At 74.1% G+C, this 20728-nt stretch carries 12 protein-coding genes; 5 read left to right on the top strand and 7 right to left on the bottom strand.

Features of this window, described 5'->3' with window-relative positions; translation table 11 throughout:
• Nucleotides 1–41: 41 nt before the first annotated feature.
• Together QRY02_RS06770 and QRY02_RS06765 are read left to right on the top strand one after the other, a co-directional pair.
• On the top strand, nt 42–731 hold the full coding sequence (locus QRY02_RS06770; protein WP_285990640.1) for a TetR/AcrR family transcriptional regulator: 690 nt from the start codon (nt 42–44) through the stop codon (nt 729–731).
• Between the two features lie 177 nt (nt 732–908).
• Complete coding sequence (locus tag QRY02_RS06765) at nt 909–1577, top strand: cutinase family protein (protein ID WP_285990639.1); 669 nt, start codon at nt 909–911, stop codon at nt 1575–1577.
• Between the two features lie 61 nt (nt 1578–1638).
• Here the strand turns inward: QRY02_RS06765 and QRY02_RS06760 are convergent, their stop codons facing one another.
• From QRY02_RS06760 to QRY02_RS06730, 7 genes are all read right to left on the bottom strand, one after another.
• Nucleotides 1639–2859 (bottom strand): lipase family protein, encoded by a 1221-nt coding sequence (locus tag QRY02_RS06760; protein WP_502874190.1) that lies wholly within the window; start codon nt 2857–2859, stop codon nt 1639–1641.
• An 18-nt stretch (nt 2860–2877) separates the two neighbouring features.
• The gene (locus QRY02_RS06755; protein WP_285990637.1) at nt 2878–3852 is read right to left on the bottom strand and encodes an alpha/beta hydrolase; all 975 of its coding nucleotides are present in this window, start codon (nt 3850–3852) and stop codon (nt 2878–2880) included.
• 9 nt (nt 3853–3861) lie between these two features.
• Complete coding sequence (locus QRY02_RS06750; protein ID WP_285990636.1) at nt 3862–5439, bottom strand: acyl-CoA carboxylase subunit beta; 1578 nt, start codon at nt 5437–5439, stop codon at nt 3862–3864.
• Entirely contained in the window at nt 5439–11945 is a 6507-nt protein-coding gene (locus tag QRY02_RS06745) for a type I polyketide synthase (RefSeq protein WP_285990635.1), read from the bottom strand. Before QRY02_RS06745 ends, QRY02_RS06750 begins: the two co-directional genes overlap by 1 nt.
• A complete protein-coding gene (locus tag QRY02_RS06740) occupies nt 11942–13693 on the bottom strand; it encodes a fatty acyl-AMP ligase (RefSeq protein ID WP_285990634.1) in 1752 nt (583 codons plus the stop codon). Before QRY02_RS06740 ends, QRY02_RS06745 begins: the two co-directional genes overlap by 4 nt.
• Before the next feature lie 92 nt (nt 13694–13785).
• Entirely contained in the window at nt 13786–15171 is a 1386-nt protein-coding gene (locus QRY02_RS06735; RefSeq protein ID WP_285990633.1) for an MFS transporter, read from the bottom strand.
• On the bottom strand, nt 15168–17171 hold the full coding sequence (locus tag QRY02_RS06730; protein ID WP_285990632.1) for an MMPL family transporter: 2004 nt from the start codon (nt 17169–17171) through the stop codon (nt 15168–15170). Before QRY02_RS06730 ends, QRY02_RS06735 begins: the two co-directional genes overlap by 4 nt.
• Nucleotides 17172–17452: 281 nt before the next feature.
• On the opposite strand from QRY02_RS06730, the gene QRY02_RS06725 reads away from it, so the two are divergent.
• The 3 genes from QRY02_RS06725 (at nt 17453) to QRY02_RS06715 (ending at nt 20724) form a co-directional block, all read left to right on the top strand.
• The gene (locus QRY02_RS06725; protein WP_285990631.1) at nt 17453–18709 is read left to right on the top strand and encodes a PucR family transcriptional regulator; all 1257 of its coding nucleotides are present in this window, start codon (nt 17453–17455) and stop codon (nt 18707–18709) included.
• Nucleotides 18710–18866: 157 nt separating this feature from the next.
• Nucleotides 18867–19958: an aldose epimerase family protein gene (locus tag QRY02_RS06720; protein WP_285990630.1), complete on the top strand. Its 1092-nt coding sequence runs from the start codon at nt 18867–18869 to the stop codon at nt 19956–19958.
• 49 nt (nt 19959–20007) lie between these two features.
• Entirely contained in the window at nt 20008–20724 is a 717-nt protein-coding gene (locus tag QRY02_RS06715; RefSeq protein WP_285990629.1) for a transporter substrate-binding domain-containing protein, read from the top strand.
• The last annotated feature ends 4 nt before the right edge of the window (nt 20725–20728 follow it).

Here is a 20728-nt window from a genome sequence, read left to right as displayed (position 1 = left end):
TTACCGGACAGTAAAGCCAGGAGACCGTACAGTACACCTCCATGAGCCGGCAGAGTCCTCCTGATCGATCCAGCGCTCGCCGCAGCCCGGCCGCCCGGCCCACCGACGACCAGCTGCTCGACGCCGCCCGCGGCGTGTTCGCCGAGCGCGGCTACGCCCAGGCCACGATGGGCCTGATCGCGGACCGCGCCGATTCCACCAAGCCCACCCTCTACGCGCATTTCGGTGACAAGGCGGCCCTTTTCCGCACCACCGTCCGGCGCGAGGTCGCCGCGTTGCGCGCGTGGGTGATCACCGCGTACGAAACGGCGAACGGCCGCCCGCTGGAGGAGCGGGTGCGGCTCTCGGTGATGGCCATGTTCGGCTACGCCGGCGCCCACCCGGAGAGTTTCCGGCTCCTGTTCGATTCGGCCGTCGACGAGATGTCGAACGAGCGCCGCGCGCTGGCCGATTCCATCGCCACCCACGTGGTCGGCCAGGTGCGCGAGCACCTGCTCGCGCACGGCCGCCCGGCCGGCTCCGGCGCGGACCTGCTCGGGGCCATGATGGTCGGCCTGGTCGGACGGGCCGCGATGCACGTCTCCCACTCGCCGGGGGTCGACCCGATCGCCGCGGGCGAGCTGGCCGCCGGGTTCGTCATGGCCGCGCTGCGCGGGCTGGACCCCGCGCTGCTGGAGCGCCTCGACCGGCCTGCGGGGGCTCCGCACCCGGCCGGGCAGTGCACCACCTGAGCGTCCACACCGGACTGTTTGTCACCGGCTGAACAATTACCGGCGCTCCGGGAAATCACCTCTTGCCGGGCCCGGCAGGCACTGCGACGCTGCATTCACCGCAAGCGACGCACGTATTTCCGTCCCCGCGGAAAGCGCTTGCCGACCCCCTTTTCCCACAACGAGGTGTGATCAGCCATGATTCGCTTCCCCCAGAAACCCCTGTTTTCCGCCACAGCCGCCGCGGCCGCCGTCGGCTTCGCCGTCGCCGGGCTCACCGTGGCCGCCGCGCCGGTGGCCTCGGCCGCGCCGTGCACCGACATCGACGTCCCGGTGGCCCGCGGCACGGGCGAACCCGGCACGCTGGGCCTCATCGTCGGCGACCCGGTCTTCTCGGCCGTCCAGAACCGGCTGCGGCCGCGATCGGTGAGCAGCTACCGCGTCGACTACCCCGCCGACCTCGGCCAGCCCGCCTCGGTGCAGCGGGGCAACACCGACCTGGTCAACCACGTGCGGACGCAGGCCGCGGCCTGTCCGTCGCAGCGGTTCGTCCTGGTCGGCTACTCCCAGGGCGCCAACGTCGTCGACAACTCGATCGGGATCAGCAGCGCCGGCGCGGTCGTCGGCGGCCCGATCGCCGCGACCATCCCGGCCGACCTGGCGCCGCGGATCGCGGCGATCGTGTTGTTCGGCAACCCGATCCGCGCGATCGGCCGCTCGGTGACCGGCACCTACCAGAGCCGCACCAAGGACTACTGCGCCTTCGGCGACCCGGTCTGCCAGGCGGGCGGCCTCAACATCCTGGCCCACCTGAGCTACGGCGGCGAAGCCAACGACGCGGCCGGGTTCGTCGCGGGCAAGGTCTGATTCCCGCGAAATGCCCGGGAAGGCCATCTCGGAAATCCGAAGTGGCCTTCCCGGATTCCCCTCAGCAGTTCGACGGCGCGGTTTCGCCGTTGAACCGCTTGACGATCCACTGGTGCGCGTCGGCGTTGCCGGCGAGGATCCCCGTCGCGTGTTCGGCCAGGTAAGTGGTCCACTGCTCCCGCACCCCGGCCGCGCAGTACGCCCGGTGCAGCGTTTCCGCCTGCGGGGTGTTGACGATTTCGTCGGTGCTCGCGTGGTACTGGAACACCGGGACCCGCGGCGGGTGGGCGCCCAGCTTGTTCTGCGCCAGCCGCGCCTGCCACTGCGGCGTGCCCAGCGGGTTCGACGTCGTGAAATCGCTGATCTTCTTGAAGGAGTAGTTCAGCAGCAGTTCGGCGGTGCACGCGTTCTTCTTCGCGTCGGTCAGCTGCTGACGACCGGTGTCGTTGAGGAAGGAATCCAGCTTCAGGTCCGGGTACGCGGCGTCGAGCCCGACCGCGGCGAAGGCCAGGAACCCGAACCCGATGTAGCCGTCGAGCCCCTTGGCGACTTCGGTCAGGTCGGCGGGCACGCCGCCCGCGACGACGCCGACGACGTTCAGCTCCGGCGCGTACGCGGGCTGCTTTTCGCCGGCCCACATCGATCCACCGCCGCCCTGCGAGTAACCCTGGAAGATCACCTTGGCGCTCTTCGCCAGCCGGGCGGCCGGCAGGTCCTGCGCCGCCCGCACCGAGTCGATCACCGCGGGCCCCATCGACTGCCCGGTGATGTAGGTCGGCACGGTCGCCGGCGAATAGCCCTCGTAGTCGGTCACCGCGACCGCGTAGCCGCTGGAGAGCGAGTCGTTGACGGCGGGCTGGTCGTACAGCGTGCCCCGCTCAATCGCCTTGGACGCCGTGCACTTGAAGGCCGGGCCCTGCGTGCCGACCGCGTAGCCGACGATCGGCGCCTTGGCCGGATCCACGCCCTTCGGCACGAGGATCGTCCCGGTGACCGCGTTCCGGTTCCCCAGCGCGTTCGTCGACAGGTACATGACCTGCCAGGCGTCGGCGTTGAGGGCGTTCAGCAGCGGAACCGCAGGACGCCAGCGGATGACGTCACCCGGTTTGCCGGCCGGCAGCGGGGACGGCGGGGTGTAGAACGAGTCGTCGAACGGCCCGGGCAGCAAGGGCGCCGCACCGGCGGGCGGGCTCGCGGCCGCGACCCCCAGCGCCACCAGGCAACAGGTCAGCAGCGCCGAAAGCACGGCGCGACGACGAGCATGCTTCACCACAACCTCCATCGGGGAAAGGGATTGCGCTCAGGCCGGGAGGCCCAGCGCGCCGGCCAGGACCGGCCAGGACTGGTGCAGGGCCCGCTGCCAGTACGGCCAGCTGTGGGTGCCGGCCCCGTAGTAGTCGACGGTCGCCGGGATGCCGGCGGTCCGCAGGCGGTCGGTGAAGCTGCGGGACGACATCTCCGCCGTCGACTCCAGGAAGTCCGCCTGCCCCGGCGGGTCGAGCGGCCCGGTCTGCCCGTTGCCGCAGGAGACGTAGAGCGCGGTGCCGCGCAGCTGGTCGACGTGGTCGTACGGGTTGTTCGCCGTCCAGATCGAGCGCATGCCGAACGCGTCACCCCAGAGGTCGAGGTAGTTGAAGAACCCGCCGCGCGCCAGGATGCCGATGATCCAGACCGGCAGGCCCGGGTAGAGCGTGTTCGGCACCCCGCTGTAGGACGCGGCCGCGCCGAACATCCCCGGGTGCTTGAACGCGTACGCCATCGCGCCGTACCCGCCGATCGACAGCCCCGCGACCGCGCGGCGGGTGCCACCGCGGTAGCCGCGCTCGACGATCTGGCGCACCTCGGCGGTGTGGAAGGTGTCCCAGTCGGGGGTGTTCCGGAGGCCGAAGTTCCACCACTTCGTGTACATCCCCGCCGCCCCGTCCGTCGGCATCACGACCAGAGCGTCCTTGACCGCGGTGAACGCCTTGACGTCGGTGAACTGGTCCCACGAGCGGTAGTCGACCGGTTCGCAGCAGCCGTGCAGCAGGTACAGCACCGGCCAGGTCCGCGAGGGCTGCGCCGCCCAGCCGGACGGCACGATCAGCCGCACCATCCCGGTGGTGCCCAGGGCCGGCGAGCTGATCTGCAGGTCGACGGTCCGGGCGTCCAGCCACGTCTCCTGGACGACCTTCGCGCCGTCGTCGGCCACGGCCGGGCTCGCCTGGGCGGGCGCCACACCGGCACCGGCGATCAGGAGGGCGACGGACAGCGCCAGCAAGGCGATCCGTTTCATGAGGACTCCTCAGAGGGGGATGTTCCCGTGTTTCCGGGCCGGCAGGCTCTGGCGTTTGGTGCGCAGCATCCGCAGGGCCCGCGCCACCTGGAGGCGGGTCTGCGACGGCGTGACGACTTGATCGACGTAACCGCGTTCGGCGGCCAGGTACGGGCCGCCGTGGCGCTTGCGGTACTCGTCGGTGAGCCGCCGGCGGGCCGGCTCGCGTTCTTCCGGTGGCAGCCCGGCCAGCTCGCGCCGGTAGAGCACCCGGACCGCGCCTTCGGCGCCCATCACCGCGATCTCCGCGGTGGGCCAGGCCAGCACGACGTCGGCGCCGAGGTGTTTCGAGCCCATCACCGCGTAGCCGCCGCCGTAGGCCTTGCGGACCACGACGGTCACCTTCGGCACGGTCGCCTCGGAATAGGCGTAGATCAGCTTGGCGCCGCGGCGGATGATCCCGCCGCGTTCCTGATCGGTGCCCGGCAGGTAGCCGGGGACGTCGGCCAGGGTGAGGAGCGGGATCGAGAACGCGTCGCAGAAGCGCACGAACCGCGCGGCCTTCTCCGACGCGTCGATGTCCAGCACGCCGGCCTGGTGCCGCGGCTGGTTGGCCACGACGCCGACCGTGTGGCCCTGCACCCGCGCGAAGGCGCAGATCATGTTGGGCGCGAAGGCGCTGTGCACCTCGGTGAACTCGCCGTCGTCGACCAGCGCGGCGATCAGCTCGGTCATGTCGTAGGTCCGGTGCGGCGAGTCGGGCACCAGCCGGTCGAGCTCGAGGTCGGCGGCGGTGAGCCCGGGATCGGTGTCGTCGGCGTACGCGGGCCCGGGGTCGAGGTTGTTCGCGGGCAGGTAGCCGAGCAGCGTCTGCACCCAGTCGACGGCGTCCTGTTCGCCGGCGGCCCGGTGGTGGGCGTTGCCGGCGACCTCGCTCTGCACGGCCGCGCCGCCGAGTTCCTGCGCGGTGACGTGTTCGCCGGTGACGGCGTGCACGACGTCCGGGCCGGTGACGAACATGTGCGAGGTTTCGTCGACCATCACGGTGAAGTCGGTCATCGCGGGGGCGTAGACCGCGCCGCCGGCGCACGGTCCCATGATCATCGAGATCTGCGGGATGACCCCGGAAGCGTGTGCGGTGCGGCGGCCGAGCTCGGCGTAGTAGGCCAGCGAGACGACGCCTTCCTGGATCCGGGCGCCGCCGGAGTCGTTGATCCCGACGACCGGGCAGCCGATGGTCATGGCCAGGTCCATCAGCTTGAGGACCTTTTCGCCGGAGACCTCGCCGAGGCTGCCGCCGAAGACGCTGAAGTCCTGGGAGAACACGCAGATCTGCCGTCCGTCGACGGTGCCGTGCCCGGTGACGACGCCGTCACCCCACGGCCGGTTCGCGTCCATCCCGAACTCCGCGCACCGGTGCCGCGCGAACTGGTCGGTCTCCACGAAGGACCCGGGGTCCAGCAGCAGCCCGATCCGTTCGCGCGCGGTCAGCTTCCCCTTGGCGTGCTGCCGGTCGACGGCCCGCTTCTCGGCGATGCGGACGGCTTCGTCCTGCCGGGCGGCGAGATCGGCGATCCGGAACGCGGTGGTCGGGGTGAGTTCGTCCATCACCGCACCACCGCCCCGAGCCGTTCGGCCAGCACCGCCACGTACGGTGGATCGATCATCGACACGTGATCGCCGGGCACCCGCACGACTTCGAGAGCCGCGCAGTGGGCGTCCCACCCGAGGGCGTCGTCGGTGCGCAGGTACCGCGGGTCCAGCGCGGTGGTGAGCGGGTGCGGTTCCCGGGCGCGCAGCAGGACCACCCGCCCGTCGTAGCCTTCCGGCGTGTACCGCTCGGCCACCCGGGCGTCCACATAGGACTCGTACTGGTGCTTGAGGACGCCCGCGCCCAGGTCCGGCACCTGCTCGGCGAGCTTGGCCATGACCCAGTGGATCTGGGCGTCTTCGTCCAGCGTCGCCAGCTCGTCGCGCGGCACCTCGAACGGGACCCCGTAGGTCCGGGAGATGTGGCCGGCGAACCGGTCGAAGCGGTCCAGCAGCTCCTCGGCCGGTGTGCCGGTGCCGGGCAGCGGCAGGATGGTGTCGATGAGGAAGACGAGTTCGGCGTTGTTCAGCTGCCGCGCGGTCTCGTAGGCGAGGCAGCCGCCGAACGACCAGCCGCCCAGCCGGTAGGGGCCGGCGGGCTGGATGTCCCGGATCAGCTCGGCGTACCGGGCCGCCTTGCCTTCGACGGTGTTCTCTTCGTCGAGGCGTTCGAACCCGTAGACCGGTGGGCCTTCGGGGAGCAGCCGGGCGAGTTCGCGGTAGACGCTCGCGGTGCCCCCGGCCGGGTGGAAGAGGAAGACGGGCCGCCCGCCGACGCCATCGCGCAGGAGCCGCACGGGCCCGCCACCGTGCCCTTCGAGCTCGCCCCGCAGGAGGTCGGCCATCCCGGCAACGGTGGGGGTGGCGAAAAGCCGGTCCATGCCGGGGACGGCGGTGAGGTGCGCGGCGAAGGTTTCTCGTAGCTGCCGGGCCTGGGCCGGGTCGCCGCCGAAGCGGTCGTGGACGCCGGGTTCGGCGCCGCCGAGGACGGTCCGCCAGTGCCGGGCCACCCACCGTTCGGCGGGATCCCGCGGCCCGGCGACGACCGGCGCAGCAGGCTCGGGCCGCCCGGGGAGGTCCCGGGGCCCGGCATCCGCCGGCGGCGCGGGCCTTGCGGAATCCGCCAACCCGGCTTCGGTCGGCGCAGCAGACCCGGCGGATTCCACCAGCCCAGCCCCCACCGGCGCAGCAGACCCGGCGGAATCCACCAACCCCGCCCCCACCGGCGCAGCACGCCCGAAACCCGCCTGCTCGGCCAGGTTCCCGGCAAGCTCCGCCAAGCTGGCTCCCCGCAGCAGCAGCGGAATCGGCAACGGCAGCCCGAAGTCGCGTTCCACCGCGCCGCGCGCCCGCATCGCCGACAGGGAATCCAGCCCCAACCGGGTGAGCGGCACCGTCCGGTCGATCTCCGGCACCCCGAGCAGGTCCGCGACCAGCCCCGCCAGGTGGTCGGCGATCGCCGCGCGGGCGGCCTCCGGTGCGCCGCCGCGCAGCGCTTCCATGCCGTCCCATGTGGACGATTCGGCCCGCGGGCCGAAGAGTGCGAAGAACGGCCGCTCCCCCAGCCGGGGAAAGAGCTCCAGCACGGTCGCCGGGTCCACCCGGGCCACCCCGGTCGCCGGGAGGTCGCGTGCCAGCACGAAGTCCAGCGCCGACAACGCTTCCTCGGTGCCGAGCGGCTCGAGCACCGGGTTGGCCGAGCCGGCCGCCGCGCCCACCTCGCCCCACGCGCCCCAGCCGATCGTCGCGGCCGGGAGGCCTCGGGCCCGGCGCCACGCGACCAGCGCGTCGGCCCACGCGTTCGCCGTGGCGTACGCGGCCTGGCCCGGCGATCCGAACAGCGCGGCCGCCGACGAGTACACCAGCCACCAGTCGAGGTCGTGCCCGGCCGTCGCTTCGTGCAGGCGCCACGCGCCCAGCGCCTTCGGCCGCCAGACCGCCTCGAGCGCGTCGCCGTCGAGGCTGATCGCGGCGCCGTCGGCCAGGACGCCGGCGGCGTGCAGCACCCCGCGAAGCGGCACACCCCCTTCGACGGCCGCCGCGACCAGGGTCTCGGCCGTGCCCGGGGCGGCGATGTCACCCGGCACCACCCGGACGTCGATGCCCAGCCCGGGATCGGCGGCGTGCCGGCTGTTCAGCACCAGCCGTGTCGCGCCCCGCGCGGCCAGCCACTTCGCGGCGGCCAGCCCCAGGCCGCCGAGGCCGCCGGTGACGATGTACGCGCCGTCGCGGACCGGCTCGCGCGCCGGGTCACCGAGGGTGGGCCGGACCAGGCGCCGCGTGTACCGCACGCCGCCGCGCCAGGCGATTTCGTCGTCCGGGCCGTCCGCGCGGATCTCGTCCCGCAGCCGGTCCGCTCCGCCGTCGACCTGGCTCACCCGCAGTTCGGGGTGTTCGAAGGCCAGCACGCGCACGAGTCCGCGCAGTGCCGCCGCCCCGGGGTCGCCCCGCTCGCCGGGCTCGATGGCGTGCGCTCCGGCGGTCACCAGCCACAACCTCGGCGCCACGGGCAGTTCGGCCAGTTCGGCGACGACACCGGCCAGGGTCTCGACCAGCCGCGCCCCGCGTGCCGGATCCGGCTCGGCCGCGTCGCCGAGCAGGGCGACGACCGCGGCCGGTTCGCCGTCACGCAGCAGTTTCGCCAGCTCGGGCCGGTCGCCGAGGCGGGCGGTGCGGACGTCCTCGCCCGCGAACTGCTCGCCGAGATCGTCGTCGGACAGCACGATCCAGCGGTGCGCCGGCTTCGGCCCGCGGGGGCGCCCCCCGTTTTCCACACTACCGGCGGGCACCGACAATTCCGGCGCGGCGGGCAGCGGCGCCGGGTGCCAAGCCGCCTCGAACAGCAGCCGCGTCAGCGCCGCGTCGCGGTGGCGGCGGCAGTAGACGTCGCGGAATTCGGCCAGGACGACGTCGTCGGCGTCGACCAGCTGGACGCTGCCGAGCACGCCGTCGCCGGACTCCTGGAGAACGGCGTCCACCCGCACGCCTCGGCGCGGGTCGCCGGCGACCACCACCTCGCCCACGCTGAGCGGCAGGTACAGGGCGTCCGCGTCGCCGACCGCCGCGGCCAGCGCGTGCAGGCAGGCGTCGGCGAGCGCCGGGTGCAGCACGTACGCGGGGTGGTCGGCTTCCGGTTGCGCGATCGACGCCGACGCGCGCCCGGGCGCGGCGGTCACCCGGCGCAGGCCGCGGAAGGCCGGGCCGTAGGACTGCCCCAGCTCGGCCAGCGCCCGGTAGACGTCGACCGGCTCCCCGGCGGTCGCCCCGAACGGCGCCGACGGTGTGCCGCCGGTGCCGATCCGCGCGGTGGCGTGCCGGACCCACCGGCCGGGTCTCGTGTGGACACTCAGCTCCGTGCCGCGGAGCGTGGTGGTCACCTCGGTGTGCTCGCCGAGCGGCAGGACTTCGCTCAGTTCGAGGTCGTGGACGCGGCCGCCCGGGCCGGCGGCGGCGAGCGCGAGCTCCAGGAAACCGGTGGCCGGGAACACCGGGACGTCCCGGACGGTGTGGCCGGCCAGCCACGGCAGCGCCGCGGTGCCGACGTCGCCCCGCCACAGGTGGCCGCCGCCGGGGTCTTCGATGTGCACGCCGAGCAGGGGGTGGGCCCCGCCGGTGCGGACGGCCCGGCGCGGCCAGAAGCGTTCGTGCCGCCAGACCGGGCCGGGCAGCTCGACCGGCGGCGTCTGCGGCCGGGCGGCCAGCACGCCGGGATGGCAGGGCTTTCGGGGGTCCGGGTGGCGGAGCCCCCGGCCCGGAGCGGAGCTCCGGTCGTCACCGCCGAGCACGTGCAGCCGGGCGAGGCTGGTCAGGAACGCCGTCCGCTCGTCGATCCGGCGGCTCGCCGAGGGCAGGCCGAGCCCGCCGGACTGCTCGATCGCGGCCAGCGCGACGGGGTGCGGCGAGATTTCGACGAAGACGGTGTGCCCGTCGGCGGCGGCCGCGGCCAGCGCCTGGCCGAACCGCACGGGACGGCGCAGGTTGGCTGCCCAGTACTCGACGCCGAACGCGGGCTGCTCGTGCGGATCCTCGAGAACGCTGCTGTACCAGAGGATTTCGGGTGTCCGCGGCGCCAAGCCCGGCACCGCGGCGCGGAACGGGCCGAGCAGTGGCTCGACGGCGGCGGAGTGCCCGGCGCCCGCGACCGGCAGCCGCCGGGCGAGCCTGCCGAGGTGTTCGGCGTGCGCGACCATGGCCTCGACGCGGTCCGCGGCCCCGCTGACGGTGCACTGGGTCGGCGAGGCGTACACCGCGATGGTGACGTCGGGGAATTCCGCGAGCTCGGCCGGCGAGAGCTCGACGACGGCCATCGCCCCGCCACCGCGTTCGTCGAGCTCGGCGAGCAGCCGAGCCCGGGCCGCCATGATCCGCAGGCCATCGGCGACGTCGAGCGCCCCGGCCACGACGGCGGCGGCGACCTCGCCCATCGAATGCCCGAGCACGGCGGCGGGGGTCACCGCGTGCGCCCGCCAGAGAGCGGCCAGGGCGAGTTGCACCCCGAACAGGGTGAGCTGGGTCGCGGCGAGGTCGGGAAGCTCGTGTTCGAGGGCTTCGCGCAGGGAAAACCCGGCTTCGGCCCGGAAGACGGGATCGAGGGCCTCGATTTCGGCCCGGAAGGCGGGTTCGGAGCGCAGCAGCAGGCGGCCCATGCCGGACCACTGCGAGCCATAGCCGGAGAACACGAAGACGACACCACGCTCACCCGAGCGCCCCAAGGTGGCCTTGGTCGCGTCCAACGCACCGAAGGCCACATCGGGACGTTCGCGGCCTTCGGCCAAACCCCGCAGCGCCTCGACCACGTCAGCCCGGCTCTCGGCGACCACCGCCCCGCGCACCGGCAGCTGCTCCCGCCGGTGCGCCAGCGTCGAGGCGACGGCGTCGAGCGGTACCGCGCTCTCGGCCAGCCAGTCCGCCAGCTCCCCCGCCCGTGCCCGCAGCACCTCCGCCGACCGGGCCGAAAGCGCGAACACCTGCGGACCGCCGTCACCGGCCCGGGGCGGGAACGACGCCGCGGGCCACTCCTCCAGCACGACGTGCGCGTTCGTCCCGCCGAACCCGAACGCCGACACCCCGGCCCGCGCCGTGCCCGCGTAGCGCGGCCAGTCCGTCCCCGACGCGACCACCCGCAGCCCGGTGAAGTCGATGTGCGGGTTCGGCTCGCGGAAGTGCAGGCTCGGCGGCACCCGCCGGTGCGTCATCGCCAGCACCACCTTCACCAGCCCGGTGATGCCGGCCGCGCCTTCGAGGTGCCCCAGGTTGCTCTTCACCGAACCCAGCAGCAGCGGGCGCTCCGGAGCACGCCCCGCCCCGAGCACCGCCGCCAGCGCACCCGCCTCCAGCGGATCGCCCAGCGGCGTCCCGGTCCCGTGCGCTTCGACGTAGTCCACAGAGGACGGATCGACGCCGGCCGTGGCGTACGCGTCGCGCAGCAACGCCGCCTGGGCGTCCGGGTTGGGCGCGGTCAGGCCGTTGGACCGGCCGTCGGAGTTCACCGCGCTGCCGCGGATCAGCGCCAGCACCCGGTCCCCGGACCGCCGCGCCGCCCGCAGTGTCTTCAGCACGACCACGCCGCAGCCTTCGCCGCGGGCGATGCCGTCGGCGCCGGCGTCGAACGGCTTGCAGCGGCCGTCCGCGGCCAGCACTCCCGCCCGGTGGAAGCCGGCGGTGATGCCGGGCGAGAGCAGGACGTTCACCCCGGCGGCGAGCGCGGTCTCGCTCTCGCCGCGGCGCAGGCTCTGCACCGCCTGGTGCACCGCGACCAGCGACGACGAGCACGCGGTGTCCAGGGTGAGGCTGGGCCCGCGCAGGTCGAGCAGGTACGACAACCGGTTCGCCGCGATGCTCGCCGCCGCGCCGGTCCCGGACCAGACGTCGACGCCCGCGACGTCGGTCATCGTCAGCGAGCCGTACTCGGTGGCCGACAGCCCGACGAACACCCCGGTCCGGCTGCCCCGCAACGTCGACGGCGGGATCCCCGCGTGCTCCAGCGCCGCCCAGACGACCTCGAGGAGGATCCGCTGCTGCGGGTCCATCGCCTCGGCTTCGCGCGGGGTGATGCCGAAGAACTCCGCGTCGAACCCGGCGACGTCGTCGAGGAACCCGCCGCGCGACGGCACACCGGCGAGGTCTTCCGCCGGGGCGAACGTCTCCCAGCGGCCCTCGGGGACGTCGCCGATGCCGTCGCCGCCCGCGTCGAGGAAACGCCAGAAAGCTTCCGGGGATTCGATCCCGCCGGGTAGCCGGCAGCCGAGGCCGACGACCGCGATCGGCTCGCCGTCCTCCGGCAGCGGCACGTACGCCGCCTCGGAATCCACAGTGGACAGGTGGCCGGCCAGCGCGGTGATCGTCGGGTACTGCCACACCAGGGTCGGGGACAGCGACCGGCCGGCGAACTCGCCCAGGTCGGCCGCCAGGCTCGCCGCGTCCCTCGAGGACAGCCCGGTTTCGTGCAGCGGCCGGTCGACGTCCACGTCGCCGAGGCGCGCGAGCAGCCAGGCGCGGATCGCCGCGGCGTCCGGCGCGCTCATCCGAGCCGCCGGGCGGTGAGCGAACCGTCCAGGTAGGACACCCGGCACCGGGCCCGGCTGATCTTGCCGCTGGAGGTACGGGGCACCTCGCCCGGCGCCAGGAAGACGACGTCGTGCAGGCGCAGCCCGTGCCCTGCCGAAACTGCCGCCCGGATGGCCGCAGCCGCCTCGGCGACGTCGGCTTCGGTGTCCTTCGCGCGTTCCAGGACGATGACCGCGGCTTCCCCGCCGTCGCCGTCGATCGCGAAGGCCGCGGCCGAGTGCGGCCGGACGGCCGGGTGTTCCTCGACGGTCTGCTCGATGTCCTGCGGGTAGTGGTTGCGGCCGTCGACGACGACCAGGTCCTTCAGCCGGCCCGTCACGAACAGCTCGCCCTCGAACACCACGCCGAGGTCGCCGGTCGCCAGCCAGCCCTCGCCGGTGTCCGGATCGAGCGGGGGCAGGCCGAAGGTGGCCACCGACGCTTCGGCCCGGCCCCAGTAGCCGCGGCCGACGTTCGGGCCGCTGACCCGGATTTCGCCGACCTCGCCCGGCTCGGCGGGTTCCCCGGTCGCCCGGTCGGCGATCCGCACCCGCTGGCCGACCGGGCGGCCGCACGAGACGAGCGTCGTGGCGGCCGCGCTCGCGGCGGCCGGCACCGCGTACCCGGCGGCGAGCCGGGCCCGGTCGAACGTGACCTGCCGGGGCGGTTTTCCCGCGTCCGTCACGGAAACCAGCACGGTGGCCTCGGCCAGGCCGTAGGAGGAGCGGTGCACCTCCGGCCGCAGCCCGCAGCCGGCGAAGGCCTCGTGGAACCTGGCGATCGTGGCCGGCAGCACCGGTTCGCTGCCGTTGATCAGCGAGACGACCCGGCTGAGCTCCAGGTAGATCTTGTCGTCCTCGGTGACGCGGGAAGCGCAGTAGGCGTAGGCGAAGTTGGGCGCCGCGCTGATCGCACCGGGACTGGCCGAGAGCGCGCGCAGCCAGCGCGCGGGCCGTTCGAGGAACGCCAGCGGGTCCATCAGGACCGACTCCAGGCCGCCGGCCATCGGCGCGCCGATGCCGAGGATCAGCCCCATGTCGTGGAACAGCGGCAGCCAGCTGACCGCCGACGTGGTCCCGCTCTCGGCGCCGTAGGCCGCGCAGGCCTGACGGGCGTTGGCGAGCACGTTGCGGTGGGTCAGCACGACTCCGGCGGGCGAGCGCGTCGAGCCGGACGTGTACTGCAGGTAGGCCGGGGCGCCGGGATCGGGCTCGGGCCAGTCGTGCGTCCCGGCCGCCACCGGCGGCACGGCGTCGACGTCGACCACCGCCGGGCCGACCGGGGAACCGGCGAGGAACCGGGTGACCTCCTCGCACTCCGCGGCCGTGGTCAGCACGACCCGCGGGCCGCAGTCGGCGAGCGCCGCGGCCAGCCGGCCCGCGTGCCCGGGCAGGCCGGGCGCGAACAGCGGCACGGCGACCAGTCCCGCCCGCAGTGCGCCGAGGAACGCGACGACGTAGCCGGCGGACTGCCCGGCCAGCACCGCCGCCCGCTCGCCCGGACCGGCCACTTCGGACAGCCGGGCCGCGACTGCCTCGACCCGCTCGTCGAGCTCGCGCCAGGTGAGCGTGACCGCCCGGCCGTCGCCGCCGTCGCGGTGGTCCAGGTGGGTCACGGCGATCCGGTCGCCGAGGTGGCGCGCCCAGTGCCCCAGCAGGGTCGCGAAGGACTCGCCGCCGTCGACGGGGGCACCGGTGCCGGGAACCGGCCGGGAAATGGTTTCCATGCATCCTCGCAGAGAGCGTTTACCGGCGCAGTGAATAACCGCACCGGCGCGGTTGTCAACGATTCAATCTCGGATACTCATGGGGAAACGGGTTACGGGACAGCACGTTTGTCACGCGGCGACGAGGTCTCGGCGGATCGGGTTCCCGGCACGCGCACGGCCAGCAGCGCGCCGGCGAACGTCAGCCCGGCCGCGGCGAGCAGGCCCGCGGTGTACCCGCCGGCCAGTGCCGCCCCGGCGGGGACGCCCGATTCCAGCCGCGCCGCGCGCACCGACGTGAGCACCGCGCCGATCAGCGCGACGCCGAGCGCGCTCGACAATTCCCGGGCCGCGGTGAGCAATCCCGACGCCGTGCCGGAATACCGCTCGGCCACCACGTCGAGCGCGTGCGACGTCATCGGGACGGTGAAGGCCGAGCCCGCGCCGATCAGGACCAGGCCGGGCACCCGCGGCCACAGCGCGGGGACGTGGTTCACCGCGGCGAGGGCGAGCAGTCCCGCCCCCACCACGGCCAGCCCCATCGCCACCGTCCGAAGGGGACCGTGGCAGGCGACGGCCGCCGGCACCAGCGGCGTCGCGGCCACGACCGCCACCGCGACCAGTACCAGGGGCAGTCCGGCGCCGGCCGGGCCGAGTCCGAGGAACTCCTGGTGCAGCAACGGCGTGAAGAAGAAGATCCCGGAGATCCCCAGTCCCCACAGCAGCTGCAGGCCGAGCGAGCCCAGGAACACCCGGTTGCCGGTCAGGGCCGGCGGGACCAGCCGGTCGGCCGCCCGCCGTTCCCGCACGAGGAACGCCACCCCGAACGCGGTCCCCGCGGCGAGCAGCGGGATCCGGAGCCGGGGTTCGGCGAGCGCGGTGGTGAGCAGCACCAGGCTCGCGGTCACCAGGATCATCGCCGACGGCGGTGGCGCACGGGTCCCACCCCCGCGGCCGGGCGGCACGGTCCCCGGCAGCAAGCCCAGCATCGCGGCCACGAACGGGAGGTTGACGAAGAAGATCCAGGCCCAGCCGCAGTATTCGCTCAGGACACCGCCGAGCGCGGGGCCGAGGGCCAGCGCGGCCGCCAGGCAGGCCGTCCAGACCGCCGCACCGAGCGTCCGGCCGCGCGCGTCGAGGTTGGTCCGCAGCAGGCTCAGCAGGCCCGGCACCAGGAACGCGGCCGCGAGCCCCTGGAGCACCCGGGCTGCGACCAGCAGCCACGCCGAACCCGCCAGGCCGCCCGCCGCCGCGCCAAGCCCGAACGCGAGGAGGGCGCCGGTCAGGGCCGGGCGCCGCCCCCAGCGATCGATCAGCGCGCCCGCCACCGGCAGCAGCCCCGCGAACGGGAGCATGTACCCCAGCGCGATCCACTGCAGGGCGCGGACGTCCAGGGCGAGGTCCCGGGCGATGGACGGCGCGCCCGCGGCGACGATCGTGTTGTCCAGCGTCGTGACGAACGCGCCGAGCGCGAGCACGACCAGGGTCCGCCGGGTCATCGCGCGCTCCCCACCAGCTCGCCGGTGCCCACGGCCTTCCGACGCGGGAACCACCAGTTCGCCGCACCGAGCCGGGCCATCACCGCGGGGACGAGCACGCACCGGACCACGACGGCGTCCAGGAGCACGGCGACGGTCAGCCCGACGCCCGCCTCGCGCACCACCCGCGCGTCCACGAAGGCGAAGGAGACGAACACCAGCGCCATGATCAGCGCGGCCGCGGTGATGGTCCGGCCGGTCGCCGCGACGCCGTCGACGATGGCCGCGCGGGTGTCGCCGTGGCGGCGCCACGCCTCCTGGATGCGGGCGATGAGGAAGACCTCGTAGTCCATCGACAGCCCGAACAGCCCGGCGAACAGGAACACGGGCAGGTAGGGCTCGATCGGGGCGCCGAAGGCGAACACCACCGCGCCGGTCGTCGCGGCCGCGGTCAGCAGGTTCATCACCGCCGCGGTGAGCGGGATCAGCACGCTGCGGAACACCCACGCCAGCAGCAGGACCGAAATCCCGACGACGGCGGCGAGGAACAGCGGCAGCCGGGCGGTGATCGCCGCGGAGAAGTCGGCCCGCGCCGCGACGACCCCGCCGACGTGCGCGTCCGGGCCGGCGATGACCTTGGCCATCACCCGCGTCGACGCGAGCAGTTCGCCGGTCGCCGGATCGCCGGGGCCCGTCCGCGGGAGCACCGTCAGCAGCCACACTCCCCCGGGCAGCGCGGTGGGCGGGCCGACGTCCGCGCTCGCGAGCAGCACTTCCCGCAGCGCTCCCACCGCGTCCCCGCCGCCGGTCCCGACCACCGCCAACGCCGCGTCGGCACCCGGCCCGAAGCCCTCGTCGAGCAGCTCGGCCGCGGTCCGCGTGACGCTGCCGGGCGGGTCGAGCGCGGCGTCCGGCACGCCGAGCCGCAGGCCGGTCATCGGCAGCGCGAGCACGGCCACGACCAGCAGGGCCGCCAGGGTGTACGGGCCGGGACGCGCGGTCACCGACCGCGCGAGCCGGGCCCACCGGCCGTCGCCGCCGTCCGGGCGCAGGCTCATCCGGCGGGCGAGGAGCCGCAGCAGCGCCGGCAGCAGGGTGAGCGCGGCGAACGCGGTCAGCAGCACCGAGACCGCGGCGGCGGCCGCGATCCCGTCCAGGAACGGCAGGCCGACGGTGACCATCCCGGCGAGCGAGACGCACACGGTGACGCCGGCGAAGACCACGCTGCGGCCGGAGGTCGCGGCCGCGACGGCCAGCGCCGCCGCCGGCTCGGCACCGTCCCGGCGGCCCTGCCGGTAGCGGGTCAGCACGAACAGCGCGTAGTCGACGCCGACGCCGAGCCCGAGCAGCGCGGCGATCTCGGTGCTGATCTTCGGCATGGTCATGACGTGCGACAGCAGCGTCACCGCGGCCAGGGCGCAGCCGACCGAAACCGCCGCGGTGAGGACCGGCAGCAGGACGCAGGCCAGCGAGCCGAAGGCCACCAGCAGCACGACGGCCGCGGCGAGCAGGCCGATCCCGGCGTTGCCCAGGTCGGGCGCGGCGGCCGTCATCGCGGCGAGCTCTCCGGAAGCGCCGGCGGTGAGGCCCCCGGCGTCGCGGACGGTGGCGGCGAGCGCGTCGGCCGTCCCCTGCCCTAGGTCGGCGGCGGGGGCGTCGAAACGCACGGTCAGCACCGCGATCCGCCGGTCGGCGGACACCTCGCCGGGCGGCGGATCGACGGACACGACGTGCGGCACCGCCGCCAGCCGGGCGGCGAGCGCGGCGAGCCGGGCGCGGCCCATGCCGCTGTCGACCGGGCCGTCCTCCGAGCGGACGACGACGCGTTCCCCGGCGCCACCGGCCCCGGCGGCGCGCAGCAGGTTCGCCGCCGCCGTGCTGTCCGCGGCCGGCAGGTCCACCGTGTCGCGGAAGGCCGAGCCGGTGTGCAGCGCGGCGGAACCCAGCCCGCCCAGCGCCAGCAGCCACAGCACGATCACGACGCCGGCCCGGCGGAAACACCAGGAAACGAGCGCCGTCATCGGTGTCTCCTCCCGCGTGCCGGTTGATCACGCTAACAACGGGAAGGCGCGCGAAGATACCGCCCGAGTTCACAAATCGAATTCCGGAAACCTTTGCCGCGGTTAGTGTTACGGGTTTGTCCGGCAGGTGACAAACTCCGGTGCGGCCGTTGACCCCCGCGTGACAGAACCCGCTCCGGACGCAGGGGCGGCGGTTGCCAAGTCCGATCCCGTGTGAGTACATGACCTCCGCGCCGAGCCCGGCGCGGACTCTCCACGAAGCGCGGCAAGGGGTGTGAACCATGACCCGGACGATCACGCAGGCGGCGATTCCGCACCCGCGGGGCACCGGCCGCGCGCGGCAGCTGTGGTGCTCGCTGCCGACGGAACTCGCGCAGCGGTTCCGGCCGCACGCCGACCCGCTCGCCCGGCGGATCCTCGAAGAGGTCCAGCGGGCCGTGCCCGAGTACGCCAAGCCGCTCGAAGGCGAGTTCGGCAAGATGATCGTGCTGGCGATCGAGCAGGCGGTGCTCAGCTGCATCGACAGCATCGAAGACCTCGCGTCCACACAGGACACTTGGGCGAAGCTGTTCATGGAGGTGGGAAAGCGCGTCCACCACGACGGCGGCAGCCTCAACTCCCTGCAGGCCGCCTACCGCGCGGGCGGTCGCGCGGCGTGGCGCTACATAGCCGAGCTGGGGCAGGTGCACCGGTTCCCGGCGGCCGTGCTGTGCGTCGGTGCGGAAGCCGTTTTCGCTTACGTGGACGAGATTTCCTCGTACTCGGTCGAGGGGTACACCTTGGCGCAGGCGATGGCGAGCGGCACGCTCGAACGACGGCGGCGCCGGCTGTTCGAACTGCTGCTGGCCACCCCGCCCTCGTCGCCGGCCACGCTGGCGACCATGGCCAAGGCGGCGCAGTGGACGATGCCGGAGTGGGTCACTGTCGTCGCGCTCGACCCGCGGACCGAGCAGCACCCCCCGCCGACACCGCGGCTCGCCGACGACGTGCTGCTGGACCTCGACGGCCCCGAGCCGTGCCTGCTGACCCCGAACCCGGACCGCGACCTGCGGGGCCTCGAAGGCCGCCTCCCGGGCTGGCGCGCCGCGGTCGGCCCCCGGGTCCGGCCGGCCGACGCGGCGACGTCGCTGCTGTGGGCCCGCCGCACGCTCGACCTCCTCCGCCGCGGCCTGGCCGGCGATGGCCCGGTCACCCGCACGGCCGACCACCTGGCGACGCACTGGCTGCTGCTCGACCGCTTCCTGCTGGACGAGCTGTCGGCGACGGCGCTCGCCCCTTTCGCGGGCCTGACGGTGAAGCAGCGGACCCGGCTGGCCGAGACGTTGCTGAGCTGGCTGGAGCACAACGGGAACACCCCGGAGATCGCCCAGGCCCTGCGGATCCACCCCCAGACGGTCCGCTACCGCGTGAGCCAGCTGAGCGAGCTGTTCGGCGACCGGCTGGCGGACCCGGCGAAGCGCCTGGAGATCCAGATGGCGCTGTGCGCCCACCGGCTGCTGGGCACCCGGCCGCCGGCGGGCGGCCGTGATCACGGCTGACCGGCTGCCCGTCCCGGCGCCTCACCCGGCACTCCAGTCGGGTGTATTCGAGCCGGTCCCGGCCGCGGCGCGCAGGGCGTCCTTGACCGTGCGCGGCCGCGAATCTAAGGTCGTCCCAGGCTGTTAGCGCTAACAGTCGGTTGGAGGGGACCCACCGATGACCGCACCGGAACTCACCCGGGAGTTGTTCGGCCAGGCCGGCGGCACCGACGTCCACCGGTACACGCTGGGGCGGCCCGGCGGGCCGGTCGTGCGCGTGCTCGACTACGGCGGCGTCATCCAGTCGCTGGAGGCGCCGGACCGCGACGGCCGCCCCGGCAACGTCGTCCTCGGCTTCGCGGACCTCGGCTCCTACGTCGCCAACAACCGGCCCGGGGCGGACCGGGTCTTCCTGGGCGCGGCGATCGGCCGGTTCGCCAACCGGATCGCCGGGGGCACCTTCACCCTCGACGGCGTCCAGTACCGGGTGCCGCTGAACAACGGCAAGAACAGCCTGCACGGTGGCCCCGCCGGGTTCGACACGCGGGTCTGGTCGGCGACCGAACTCCGGGACGGCGACGGCGTCGCCGTCCGGCTCACGCTGGTCAGCCCGGACGGCGACCAGGGCTACCCCGGCCGGCTCACCGCCGAGGTCACCTACCGCGTCGACGCGCGCGACCGGCTGCGCATCACCTACCGCGCGACGACCGACGCGCCGACGGTGGTCAACCTGACCAACCACACCTACTGGAACCTGGCCGGCGAAGGGGCGGGCGAGGTCCACGAGCACCGCCTGGAGATCGCCGCGAGCCGGTTCTGCCCGACCGGGGAGGACCTGATCCCGGCCGGTGACCCGGTCCCGGTCGAGGGCACGCCCTTCGACTTCCGCCGGCGGGCGCCGATCGGCGCCCGCATCGGCGAACCCGACCCCCAGCTGGTGATCGGCCAGGGCTACGACCACAACTGGGTGCTCGACGACGGCGCGCCGTTCGCCGCCCGCGCGTGGGACCCGGCGTCCGGGCGCCTGCTCACCATGTGGACGACCGAGCCGGGCCTGCAGTTCTACTCGGGCAACTACCTCACCGCGGCCCTCACCGGCACCGGCGGCCGCCCGTACCACCGCGGCGCCGGCTTCGCGCTGGAAGCGCAGCACTTCCCGGACTCCCCCAACCGCCCGGACTTCCCCAGCACGGTGCTGCGCCCCGGCGAGGTCTACCACCAGGAGACGGTGTTCGCCCTGACCACCGCGGACGAGCCGCCGGTGGCGTGAGCGACAATCGCGGGGCGCGCGCGGAGTCCCGCCGCTAGCCTCGCCGGACATGGGAGATCTTTCCGCCGTCGCCCGGGACCTCGCGCCCACCGGCCCGCTGCGCGCCGCGATCAACCTCGGCAATCCCGTGCTCGCGCACGGCACGCCGGCCGAACCGGGCGGGGTCACGGTCGACCTGGCCCGCGAGGTGGCGGCGCGGCTGGCCGTCCCGGTGGAGTTCGCCTGCTTCGACGCGGCCCGCAAGTCGTTCGAGGCGCTGACCTCGGGCGCGGCCGACCTGGGCTTCCTGGCGATCGAGCCCGCCCGCGCGGCCGAGGTGGCGTTCACCGCGCCGTACGTCCTCATCGAAGGCGTGTACGTCGTCCCGGACGGCTCGCCCTTCACCACGCCGGCCGACGTAGACCGGCCGGACGTCCGGATCGGAGTCAAGCAGGGCTCCGCGTACGACCTCTACCTGACCCGGACCCTCCAGCACGCCACCATCGTGCGCGGCGAGGACGGTGTCACGGCGTTCGAGGACCTCGGCCTGGAGGTCGCCGCCGGCATCCGCCGGCCGATGACCGCCTACGCCGCCGCCCACCCCGGGACCCGCGTGCTGCCCGGACGCTTCATGGAGATCCGGCAGGCGGTCGGCACCACCCCGGACCGCCGCCCGGAGACGGTCGCGTTCCTGCACGACCTGGTCGAAGAGCTGAAGGCCACCGGGTTCGTCGCCGAAGCACTGCGCCGCGCCGGCCAGGACGCCACCGTCGCCCCACCCGCCTGAGTCG

Source organism: Amycolatopsis sp. DG1A-15b (assembly GCF_030285645.1).
Classification (GTDB): Bacteria; Actinomycetota; Actinomycetes; order Mycobacteriales; family Pseudonocardiaceae; genus Amycolatopsis.
This window is presented reverse-complemented; position numbering and strand designations above follow the sequence as displayed.